Origin of the sequence: Leptospira venezuelensis, assembly GCF_002150035.1 — a bacterium.
Taxonomy (GTDB): domain Bacteria; phylum Spirochaetota; class Leptospiria; order Leptospirales; family Leptospiraceae; genus Leptospira_B; species Leptospira_B venezuelensis.
This window is the reverse complement of sequence record NZ_NETS01000010.1, coordinates 202,265-213,945: the sequence shown is the minus strand read 5'-3', so window position 1 is coordinate 213,945 and position 11,681 is coordinate 202,265. Positions and strand designations below refer to the sequence as shown.

Sequence of the window (11,681 nt, the reverse complement as noted above, 5' to 3'; positions counted from 1 at the left end):
AATTTGCCTCCAGTTCTTAACTCCCTATTTCGCTTTTGATTGCGGAAATTCTAATATCACCTGGGCTCCTCCGAGGGTTTCTGAGTTACCTAAGCGGATACGAATTCCCATTCTATCCAATAGTTTCTTAGCCAATGCGAGTCCGATCCCACTAGAGGATTCAGAGCCGGTTGGTTTTGCGGAAAGAATGGAGAATTCCCTAAACATGTCTTTTTCGTCTTCGGGTTGGAATCCTGGTCCTGAATCTTCTATTTTGATAATTAGAATTTTCTCATATGTTTCCGAGATGAGTTGGCTTTTGAGAGAAATCTCTGAATTTTCAGGAGAGAATTTGGCGGCGTTACTTAATAAATTATCGAATACTCTATATAAAATCTGCGGATTCGCCTGGAAGTAGAAATTATACTCTGAGAGTCTATCTTCTACCCTTATGTTCTTCGAGGAGAATAAGAAGTTGAGGTTGCAGGCAACTGATTTTAGAAGTAGTTCTGGATTTAATTTTTGGGTTTGGTTATCGATCGTTTCTGCATCTCCGGAACTTGCGAGGTATAAAATGTCTTCGATAGATTCTAAAATTTTTCGGGATGTTCTATCTATATGATCCAAAATTTCAGGAGGATCTGCATAAGAAGAATCTATCCGATTTGTAGAAATATGACTTGGTTCTCTTGTATAAAGTCCTACTAAACTTAAGATCCCTGTGACAGGGCTTTTAAGATCATGGATTGCTATCCTTAAAATTTCAGATTTTTTTATAGATTCCATTACCAGTTTTCGGTTCAGATCACGGATGGATTGTTCTTTATGAAAAGAATTCACCTTGGTTAAAAAACTGATCAGATCTAATAGAATGGTCATGACCATAGTGAAGAAAAAATTTTGGATCAAAAATGATGAGTTCTTTCCCAACCAGAACATGGCCGCGAAGAATACTGCGTAATTTGTGAAATAGATAACCTTCTTCGTTTTATCAGGATAACGGAGAAGAACTGCGATCCCAAGTTGGGTAAATGCAAATAAAGAGATATCAGTTCCGAATTGGAAGATAAGCAGGTTCATCGCTGTACCCGCAGAAGTAAGGAATAATGTTCCGGCTATAGTGATCCATCTTCTGCTTTTTTCGCTTTTAAGGATTGGAAAATTCAGTAAAGCCGTAAAAAGAAAACAACCTGGAATAAAAATAGAATTATAAATTAAGAGCGGAAAGTATCCAGAGTTTTTAAGAAAGTCAGTCCAGTCGAGAACTGCGAATGGAATATAAACTACAAATAAAAAAGGAAAAAGATATCTGAGTATCAAATATACTTCGAAGTAAGCAGATCGAATGAATTCTTCGTTTCTTCTGACTTCGTTTAAGATCTGAAAATGTTTCTTTATAGATAATATAAAGTTTTTAGTTCTAAATCGAATGGCAACGTAGAAATGTTTCACGGCAGACCTAAAACCTTATGATTTGAATTTTTGAATAATGACAGAAGCTTGCTTCCCTGAGATCGACTAACAGGAATGTTATGATCTGTATGAAGTAGAAGTCTATAAGTAGTGGGTGTTTTGAATAAGATCTTTTTGACTTCTTCCAAGCGGACCAGATAACTTCTGTGCGCCCTGAAAAATCCGTGGGCTTCCAGATCTTTCTGGAGTTGATCTAAAGTTTTTCTGACTTTCTCCACATTTCCGTCTTTGGTAAATAGTCTGGCATAATTTCTTTCAGATCTTGCGAAGATTATATTCTCAGGTTCGATCAGATTGACCCCTTCTTCTTTTTTGAGAGGAATTACTTTTGGAGAAAATAAATTTGGATGAGAGGAAAGATATCTTTGGATGGAAATTCCGAATCTTTCCCTTGTGATTGGTTTCGGTAGGAAATCCAACACCGAAAATTCGAAAGCTTTTACTGCATTGTCTCTTTCAGAAGATACAATAATCGTTTGAAAGAAACTTCTGCTTTCGATTTCCAAAAGTTTAAAGCCGGTTTCTCCTTTTAGATTTATATCTAAGAATAGTAAATCCAAGGAATTTTTTCGTATAAATTCCGCTGCAGATTCCGGATCGGAAACTGTATGGATACTTTGTATCTTTTCATCCAAAAATTCTTTCGCTAAAATTTCTAAACAGCGAGAGGACAATACATCATCTTCTACGATTAGGATTCGCATACGCGGGAGTTTACTCCAGGTTTTGAAACTAGTCAATTTATTAGGGACAAAGAGATCGCATCTGGGGACGAATGGATTGTTTTATGTAAAACGAATGTTATTAATAACGCTTGAGTTTTTTGTACAAATTTGAGCTACAAGTTGTTATACGTTATGCGAAACATGAGTGAATCAGAGAAGGTTGAGAATTTGATTTGCAAGTAGAAAATATGTTGGAATTCCAACATAGATCGGAGTGAAGAAATCGTTTGATTTTTATTTAAGATTATGATACGGGCATTGAATATGCACGGGATTAAGGGTACCACCAGACCGGCCCCCACCCAAAGCAGGGTGGGGCGATCTTTTTTCATAAAAGGGTCCTCTTACACGGTAAATCTTTTTCTTAGAATTCGCGGCAGCGATGCGCAGGGCTTTAATCCGGGTTTCCTCGGAGGAGAATTTTTGTGTTTTGTGTTGATGAAAGCAATAGTGTCCGATGAAGATTTTCCTGGGGAAATTTAAGAATTTATAATATTCTTTTAATTTTTACTGACTTTAGTTCGGCAGGGATTTAGGAACTTTTGTTAGGTCGGTGGGCTTGGAGTCCGTAGGAGGAAATCGGTTTCGGGCTTGTATTTCTTCGCGAAATAAGGGAGGCCAAAAAGGATAGACAGACTGGAAAAATCGGGTTTTGTTGAAAAAGTGGGACCGGTTTTGGCCGATTTTCCTACTTCTGATCTTTATATATTTTTTAAACCGATCTATTCTTAAATATAAGGGGATATCTGATGTCCGGGCATAGTAAGTGGGCAACGATTAAACGCAAAAAAGACGCTATCGATTCTAAAAGAGGGGCGATTTTCACTAAGGTGGTCAAGGAGATCACCGTTGCGGCGCGTATGGGCGGAGGAGATATTAACACTAATCCAAGACTTCGACTCGCAGTATTGAAGGCTAAAGCCAGCAACATGCCTAAAGATAATATCGATAGGGCCATAAAAAAGGGAACTGGAGAACTGGAAGGCGTTGTATATGAAGAATGCCTTTATGAATGTTTTGGGCCTGGCGGAACAGCAATCATGGTGGAAGCTGTAACGGATAAAAAAACAAGAACTACTCCTGAGATTAAAAGTATCCTGACTAAGTTGGGTGGTTCTTTAGCTACGACAGGTAGCGTTAGCCGTCTTTTTGAAAGAAAGGGTATTATCGTAATTCCTTCTGACCAAATTTCTGAAGAAGAATTATTTGAATTAGCAGTTGGCGCTGGTGCAGAGGATGTTCAGAATGAGGGAGAGGTTTTCAGAGTAGTAACTTCTCCGGATGATTATGAATCAGTTCAAACTGCTTTGAATGATAAAGGGATTAAATCAGAAGAATCTGAAATTAAATTCGTTGCCTTAGTGGGTGCAGAAGTTTCCGACAAAGAAATTGCAGAAAAAGTAATGAAGCTTATCGACAATTTAGAAGGACACGATGACGTTCAAGGTGTGAACTCCAACTTCGAACTTTCTCCTGAATTAGAAAAAGAATTCGGCTAAGACTTTTAGAAGTAGTAAGAATTTTTCTTCGGCTTCTTCTTTTCTAAAATCTGTGATCTCCTGAGTTTTGTTGGAATTCCAACAAGATTTCGAGAGCGGAAATGGGGTTGTCAGTTTAAAGGATTTATGATAGAGGGGAATGTGCTCTCCCACGGGCCACTCCCCCCACCCGAAGCCGGGCGGGGGCGCCCCTTTGCTCATGTAGGAACTCCTACAATAAGATTTAATTATTAACTCAAGGAGTCTTTTTGGTGAAAATTTTAGGAATAGACCCTGGTTCCCATCGTCTCGGTTATTCCGTTCTTCAAAAAGATAAGTCTGTAATTCACGTTCTCACTTACGGAACGATAGAAGTTCCAAGTGGAACAAAAAGTCCTGTCAATTTGATTGCTATTCGTAGGCAGTTGGATGCGATCTTGGATGAGTATCATCCGGATCTTGCTTCTGTGGAAGAATTATTTTTCGCTAAGAATAGAACGACTGCTGCAAGAGTTTATGAGGCAAGAGGTGTTGTTCTTCTAACATTAGGAGAACATAATGTTCCCTTAGTCGAGCCGACCGCTTCTCAGATCAAAAAGGGGACCACAGGCAGTGGAACAGCGGATAAAAAGGATATTAAAGCGGCCTTAAAACTTCTCTTAGGCCTGGAAAATTTGACTGGGCATGACGATTCTTGGGATGCTATTGCGTCTGCTTATGTAGGTTTCGCGATGAGCGGCTCTTTTAGAAATAAATGATATATTGGAGAATCTATGGATCGAAAAATTTACCTCTATCTGACTTTGGCTATTTTGCCTCTGTTTGCTTTCTGCTCTAAAAAAATGCAGTTAACTGCTTTCGAAGAAAATGGCGTCTATGGTTATAAGGATCAAAACGGAAAAGTCCAGATATCTCCTCAGTATTCCATCTCTTATGATTTTAATGAGAATGGGGTAGGCTTTGCTTTTGGCAAGGAAGGGTGGGTTTGTTTAGATCTTCAAAACAAGATTTTATTAAATGTTTTTGCTTTCGATAACGGCCCGGATGAATTTTCAGAAGGTTTAGCTCGATTCGTAGAAAATTCTAAATTTGGATTTTTTGATTCTTCTTGTAAGAAGGTTATTGAGGCAAATTACGATTTCGCTTTTCAGATTCAGCAAGGTTTTTCCAAAGTTTGTAACGATTGTAAGTCCGTTAGTGATGGAGAGCATTCACGTATCGAAGGTGGGAAGTATGGTCTGATCGATAGGACAGGTAAAATTGTGGTGCCGATTGAATATGATTCTCTTTCTGAGATCGATCCGGAAACTAAAACCTTAAAGGGTTCTAAAGGTGGTATTAAAAAAGAGATCCGCCTACCTTAAGAGAAATCTTTTTACTTACTCAAGTAGATACCTAAAAGCACGGCAGTTATACATACTGTCGTGCTTAACAATATGTATGCAAAAAAACTAAAATAGTTCCCTGATTGGAGTAGTTTTAGGTTTTCTAAAGCGAAAGTGGAGAAGGTTGTGAATCCTCCGCAGAAACCCACTGTTGCGAACAGCCGCACTTCTTCCGAAATTTTTCCCTGAGATAATCCGTAAAATATTCCAATTAGCAGAGAGCCTAGTATATTTACTGTAAATGTGGAAAGAGGAAATGGGCCGGATTCTTTCGGGATCGTTTGAGATATCATATATCTACAAATTGATCCTAAAAATCCTCCTAACCCTACGATCAAAAAATTCATTTAGCATTATCTTCGTATAATATTTGTAGTCCTCTTAAAGTAAGCAGAGGTTCTATCTTATCGAAAATTTTAGGATTTGCTGCGTGGATCGTAGTCACAAGTCCGCCGGTACCGATCACTCTATAATCGTTTCCGTGAGCCGCTCTAACTTCTTTGATAATACCTTCTAAAAGACCTATCCATCCGAAAAAGAATCCTGCCTGAATGGATTCTATAGTAGAATCTCCTAATATTTTAGAAGGAGCTTGGAATACGATCGGAGGAAGTTGTGCGGTATTTCTAGTCAAAGCATCCATGGAACCTTTAAGCCCTGGAGCGATCACTCCTCCCAAATAATCAGGAGTATCATCTACTACGCAGAATGTGGTGGCTGTTCCCAAATCAATGATGATCGATTTTCCCGGATGATCCTTTACTGCGGCAGCAGCGTTCACCAATCTGTCTGCGCCTATCTCGAAAGGACGAGGATACTTGATCCCGAATGGCAGCTTCATCTGATACTGAACTCTGATCGGTTCAATCTGGAACCAATCATGGATCATTCTTTCTATGATCGGATTCAACTGAGGAACCACGGAAGAATAGATCCCGCCGACAATTTGGCTGCTGTCTATTTCGAATTCTCGGAGGAAACCTTTGAGATAAAGTCCCATTTCGTCGGAAGTTCTATCTCTTCGAGTAACTGTTCTTCTATGGAAAATCGGCTCTTTGGAACCGTTCTTATAAATACCGAAGACCGTGTTGGTATTCCCAACGTCGATTACTAGGATCATTCTATCCCAAGGACCTAAAATCCTCGGGGCTGTCAATGAATTCGACCATGTTTCCGACCGAGGTCCGGGCTAATAATTTTCCTTCTTCATTTACTCCCAATAGAGTTGCGGTTTTTTGTTCTCCACTTTCCGTCCAGGCAATGGTTTCTCCCTTCCAGAGAAGTTTTTCATTGATGAATTCTATCCTTTTTTCTCCATCCGAGATCGCTAATACTGCATCGTTCAGAAGAGGAAGTAATGTTTCTAAAAATCGGTTCCTTCTTCCTTTTTCGTTTTGATCATCAGTAACGAACCCTGCATCACTCAGATATTCCGGAATTTCAGTGCCGTAAAGATTGGCCCCGATCCCAAGGATCCAGTCCCAAACTTCTCCTTCTTTTTCCGTTTCGATCAGTATACCGCAGACTTTTTTTCCGTTTAAATAGATATCGTTCGGCCATTTAATCCTAAGATCTTTTTTACTGGCAGAAGGATATACGGACAAAATCGCCTTTGCTACTGCGACCCCGACATATAAGGAGAACAGCCCCGGAGAGGATAGGTTAGAATTAGAGGAAAATTTACCCGAAAAAATAAAAGGCTCTTCTCCCAATATACTCCAGGTTTTGCCCTTTCTTCCCCTTCCGGAAGATTGAAAATCCGCTAGGATCCAGGACCCTGGTGGGAATTCCTTTCCTTTTAAGATGGTATTCGTGGAACCTGCTTCTGAGAGAAATATTCCTTTTTCGGGATCCAATAATTGAAACGACATGAGTTCTGTTTAGTACACTTTTCCGGTCCTTCGGACAAGAAAAAATCTGGCACTTGCCCGAAAAAGGCAGGTCCTATAACTAAACAAAAATCCCTCCCTACAAATATAGATAGAAAGAGGTTCCTTTGAAGCTTTCCGAGGTTTCTATTCGCAATCCAATTTTCGCATGGATGATGATGGCTGCTATCATCCTGCTGGGAAGTATCGGCTTCTCCCGTATGGGTCTTTCTCAGATGCCAGACGTGGACTTCCCGATCGTGAACGTTACTCTCAACTTGACCGGAGCAAACGCTCAAGTTATGGAGACTGACGTAGTCGATCCTATCGAAGAAGTTCTAATGACTGTCCAAGGTGTGGTAGAAGTCCGTTCCGTTTCCACCGACGGTTCCGCTACGATCACTGTGGAATTGGAGCTCAAACGGGACGTGGACGTCGCGGTACAAGAGATCCAAACTAAGATCGCTCAGGTAAGTAATAAACTTCCGGATGATCTGGATCCTGCGATCATCATGAAATCCAATCCGGATGACCAACCGATTATCTGGGTCGCATTAACCGCTCCGAATAGAACCGATCAGGAGAAGATGGTTTTCGTTAAGACCAGGCTCAAAGATAAGTTCCAGGAAATTCCAGGAGTAGGTGAGATCATACTCGGCGGTTATGTAGATCGCACGATCAACGTCTTCTTGGATCCGATCCGACTTTTGAGAGCGGAACTTACGGTAAATGATATCATCAATACATTAACGGAACAGAATATAGAAGTTCCTTCCGGAAGAGTACAAAATAAACTTTCCGAAGTTTCTTTAAGAGCAGTGGGAGACGTTCCAACTGTAGAACAATTTTCTAATATATATATCAACTCCAGAAGTGGTGCCGCGATGTTCCGTCCGGTACGCTTGAGAGAAGTTTCTAAGATAGAAGATGGACTGGATGAGATCAGAAGGATTTCCAGATTTAACGGAGTTTCTGCCGTTGGTCTCGGGATCAAAAAGATCAAAGGTGCAAACGCCGTAGAAGTAGGAGACTTGGTAAAGGAGAAGTTAGAAGATCTGAGACCCACTCTTCCTCCCGGATTCGAACTGAATGTCTCCAATGATAATACTACTTTTATCAGGGATTCGGTCCATGAATTAGTTTTTACTCTAATCCTTTCTGCGGTGCTTACGGGAATCGTATGTAGATTGTTCTTAGGGAATTGGAGCAGCACTTGGAACGTTCTTCTTGCGATCCCTACTTCCGTTATGGGAACTTTTTTGATCCTGTACTTTGCCGGATTTACATTAAATACATTCACTTTGCTTGGTCTTTCTTTAGCGACTGGTATAGTCGTGGATGATGCGATCATGGTGCTGGAGAATATCAGCAGGCATAGAGAATCCGGTAAAACCTGGTTCCAAGCTTCGTTGGATGGAGCGTCAGAGATCAGATTTGCTGCGTTAGCCGCGACACTCGCGATTATTGCGATCTTTCTTCCGGTTGCATTTATGTCCGGGATCATCGGCCGTTACTTTTTGGAATTCGGAGTTACCGTTTCAGTAGCGGTCGCACTTTCTCTTTTTGAAGCATTAAGTTTTACTCCAATGAGAGCTTCTCGTTATCGAGAAAGCAAAGAAGCTCAGAAAAAACAAAAATCTAAATCCCCCTTTACCTTACCTGCAGATACGTTCTTTTCTAAACTTAAGAATGCCGCAGATCGTTTTTCTTTTTTCAAAAGAATGGATCCTGTCATAGAGAATTTTCTGCAATTCTCGGAACGAGTGTATGGAAAAGTCTTGGAATTCGTAATTCGTAAACCTGGAACTGTGATTGTTTCTTCTGTTCTGTTTTTTGCATTTTCACTTATTTTTTTGTTCTTACTGAAGAAGGAGTTCATTCCTCCTCAGGACATGGGAAGATTTATCGTTCGAGCAAAAATGCCCATCGGTTCTTCTATCATCCGCACTGATGAAGCAATGAAGAAGGTAGAGAATTATCTCAGCTCTCGTCCTATCGTAGAAAAATATATGAGCAATATCGGGGGAATGGGTGGTACTGAATCCAATACAGGTATGTTCTTCGTTACGATGAAGGAAATGGGAAATCGTCCTAAGAGTAAAAAAACAGGAAGAGAGATCACTCAATCGGAAGTCTTCATGGAATTCAGAAAAGATCTGAAAGAACTTGTGCCTGAAGCAAAATTTTCCGTCCAAGATCTTTCTCAAAGAGGTTTCAGTGCGGGAAGAGGTTATCCTGTTGAACTAGTTCTGACCGGACCTGATTGGGCTACACTCGCGAAACTTTCTGACTCTATCAGAGAAAAATTAGATTCTTCTAAAACGATTTTGGATATAGATACTGACTACGTTTCCGGACAACCGGAAGTTAAAATTCTACCAAACAGAGAAGCTGCTGCAGTTCGCGGTGTGAGTATGGCGAATATTGGAAATACAATCGGACCTTTGATGGGAGGACGTAACGTAAGTCGTTTTACGGAGAATGGTAGAAGTTTTGACGTTAGAGTTAAGATAGACAAAGACAAAGGTGAAAGCACTGATATCATTCCAAATATTGGTGTTCGAAATACTTATGGGGAGATTGTTCGTTTAAAAGATGTTTTGGTTCTTCAAGCCACAAACACTCTTAAAAATATCACAAGAGTGAATCGTGATAGATCGATTAAAATTTTTGGAAATCCTCCTAAGGAAAAAGGTCAGACCTGGGCTACTAACGAAGCAATTCGTATCGCAAGAGAGATGCTTCCTGAAGGTTATCATGTAGAAGTTACCGGTTCTGCAAAAACCGCTTCTGAGTCACAGTCCAGTTTGTCGGGGGCTTTGATCTTGGGGATCATAATGTCTTTTATGATATTAGCGAGCCAGTTCAATAGTTTAAAGCAGCCCTTCTACATTCTTCTTTCCATGCCTTTTAGTTTTTCTGGTGCGTTAATCGCTCTTTTTATCGCAGGACAATCCTTCAATATGTATAGCTTTATAGGATTAATTCTACTCTTAGGACTTGTGAAGAAGAACTCAATACTTCTGGTGGAATTTGTAAATCATGTCAGAAGTGAAGGGAAGAATATTGCAGATGCAATCCGGATCGGCTGCCCCGTTCGTTTAAGGCCGGTGCTTATGACAACATTCTCTTCGATTGCGGCCGCAATTCCTCCTGCTTTGGCCTTGGGGCCGGGGGCGGAAACTAGGATCCCGATGGCGATTACCATCTTAGGCGGTTTGATCGTTTCCACATTGATCACTTTGGTGGTTGTCCCTGCCGCTTATTATCTTATGGAAAATGAGAAAGATGAAGTACGTAGATACTCTTAATAATTATAAAAAAATAATATTCTCTCTCCTTGCTTGTTCCATTCTTTGGGAGTGCGCTTCCAGTCCGGAAGTAAAAGTTGCAGATGGAGTTGTAGAGGAAAGTTTAAAGAATATTACCGGGATCACAACTCAGGATGTGGAGAAGACGGTCGCGAAAGATACATTTGGTTTGGACGATCTTTATATTCTCGCGGTAGAAAGAACGGAAAGGATTGCGTTAAAGAATGAGGCAACAGAGCAGGCATTAGCACAAAAGGACAAAGCATTCGCAGGTTTTATGCCTACTCTTTCTTATGTGTTCAACAAATTCTATTCAGTTCCCGGTCATACACAACAACCTTCGATCGTAGATAATTATAAAACATATAAGGCAATCCAAAGTGGAGATCCACTTTCTTTATTACCTTCTTCCAGTTCTGGCAGTAATCTTCCTCCTACAGTGGGAGCGGGTTCTCGTTTATTGCTAAGTATTCCTATATCTGCTGGGCTTGCTTCTTACCAAGATTACAGAGCCTCTAAAAGTTTGGCGGAACAAAGAAGGCTGGAAGCTAAACATGAAGCAGGCAGAATGTATTTGGAGATCGCACAGGCTTACTTCAACTTTTTACAATTAGAGGAAAGTGTTAAAATTTCTCAGGAAGCTTACGAATTGAACCAAGACTCTTTGCAGGAAAGAAAAAGAATGTATTCAGTCGGAAGGATCATGAGATCCGACCTTCTGAATTCAGAAACAAGTCTTTCCAATGCGGAAGCGGTTCTTGCAGATGCAAAATTCCAATTGGAGCAGGTGCGCATTACATTGGCGACCATGGTGGGTTATGAAAAGCCTATCTCCGTAGCAGGGTTCAAACTAGAATTGGAACCGATCCCTACAGGTATGGAACCGGAAGAATATTTAGCTAAAAGGTATGATGTTCTTTCTGCATTCCAAAGTGTTAAGGTGGCGGAAGCACAAAAAGACAAGGCTTGGGTGGGTTTTGCTCCAACCATTGCATTAAATAATTATTATTCTTTTCCTTATCCTGGGCAAACTCATTCTAAAGATGTCACTGCTCAATTGCAGATCACTATGCCTTTGACCCCATTCTCTCAAATGGCGGATTTAAAAGCAGCAGACTCCGCAAAAAAACAAGCAAAGCTTACTGCTTCTCAAACTAGAAGAACTGCTACTCAAGAAATTAGAAATGCTTTCGAAAGTTTCAAAAATTCTCAAAAGATATTGGCCATTTACCAGAAGGCATTTGTATCCGCTCAAGAAACTTCTCAAAGCCAGGCAAGCGGTTATCGTTCCGGTAGAAATTCTAGGATAGAAGCCATAGCCTCCAGGATCGGGATGTTAAATGCGGAGATTACGTATCGTAAGATGTTGCATCAACATTCTTTGAATCGTATTGCTCTTGGAGTTGCGATCGGAGAGATTCCTCATCTCCCTGGAGAAAAAAAGGAAGAATAAGGGCGAGGC

General features: G+C 40.5%; 10 protein-coding genes. 5 read left to right on the top strand and 5 right to left on the bottom strand.

From position 1 onward, the window contains the following. Positions 1 to 24 precede the first annotated feature (24 nt). Positions 25 to 1,431, bottom strand: coding sequence for a sensor histidine kinase (locus B1C82_RS08155; RefSeq protein WP_086447118.1), 1,407 nt, complete (start codon positions 1,429 to 1,431; stop codon positions 25 to 27). Beyond that, positions 1,428 to 2,156: a LytR/AlgR family response regulator transcription factor gene (locus B1C82_RS08150; protein WP_086447117.1), complete on the bottom strand. Its 729-nt coding sequence runs from the start codon at positions 2,154 to 2,156 to the stop codon at positions 1,428 to 1,430. Before B1C82_RS08150 ends, B1C82_RS08155 begins: the two co-directional genes overlap by 4 nt. A 770-nt stretch (positions 2,157 to 2,926) precedes the next feature. Here B1C82_RS08150 and B1C82_RS08140 point away from each other — a divergent pair. From B1C82_RS08140 to B1C82_RS08125, 3 genes are all read left to right on the top strand, one after another. Then, positions 2,927 to 3,676, top strand: coding sequence for a YebC/PmpR family DNA-binding transcriptional regulator (locus B1C82_RS08140; protein ID WP_086447115.1), 750 nt, complete (start codon positions 2,927 to 2,929; stop codon positions 3,674 to 3,676). Between the two features lie 251 nt (positions 3,677 to 3,927). Then, complete coding sequence (locus B1C82_RS08130; RefSeq protein ID WP_086448522.1) at positions 3,928 to 4,413, top strand: crossover junction endodeoxyribonuclease RuvC; 486 nt, start codon at positions 3,928 to 3,930, stop codon at positions 4,411 to 4,413. A 15-nt stretch (positions 4,414 to 4,428) separates the two neighbouring features. Then, the gene (locus tag B1C82_RS08125; RefSeq protein WP_086447113.1) at positions 4,429 to 5,019 is read left to right on the top strand and encodes a WG repeat-containing protein; all 591 of its coding nucleotides are present in this window, start codon (positions 4,429 to 4,431) and stop codon (positions 5,017 to 5,019) included. 11 nt (positions 5,020 to 5,030) lie between these two features. Here the strand turns inward: B1C82_RS08125 and crcB are convergent, their stop codons facing one another. From crcB to B1C82_RS08110, 3 genes are read right to left on the bottom strand one after another with little or no spacing between them, the layout of a single operon-like run. Beyond that, positions 5,031 to 5,387: a fluoride efflux transporter CrcB gene (crcB, locus tag B1C82_RS08120; protein ID WP_086447112.1), complete on the bottom strand. Its 357-nt coding sequence runs from the start codon at positions 5,385 to 5,387 to the stop codon at positions 5,031 to 5,033. After that, the gene (locus tag B1C82_RS08115) at positions 5,384 to 6,160 is read right to left on the bottom strand and encodes a type III pantothenate kinase (RefSeq protein WP_086447111.1); all 777 of its coding nucleotides are present in this window, start codon (positions 6,158 to 6,160) and stop codon (positions 5,384 to 5,386) included. Before B1C82_RS08115 ends, crcB begins: the two co-directional genes overlap by 4 nt. A gap of 1 nt (position 6,161) precedes the next feature. After that, positions 6,162 to 6,911, bottom strand: coding sequence for a biotin--[acetyl-CoA-carboxylase] ligase (locus B1C82_RS08110; protein WP_086447110.1), 750 nt, complete (start codon positions 6,909 to 6,911; stop codon positions 6,162 to 6,164). Between the two features lie 170 nt (positions 6,912 to 7,081). Here B1C82_RS08110 and B1C82_RS08105 point away from each other — a divergent pair, with 170 nt between their 5' ends. Beyond that, entirely contained in the window at positions 7,082 to 10,219 is a 3,138-nt protein-coding gene (locus B1C82_RS08105; protein ID WP_234008303.1) for an efflux RND transporter permease subunit, read from the top strand. After that, positions 10,197 to 11,672, top strand: coding sequence for a TolC family protein (locus B1C82_RS08100; protein ID WP_086448521.1), 1,476 nt, complete (start codon positions 10,197 to 10,199; stop codon positions 11,670 to 11,672). Before B1C82_RS08105 ends, B1C82_RS08100 begins: the two co-directional genes overlap by 23 nt. Positions 11,673 to 11,681: the final 9 nt, after the last annotated feature.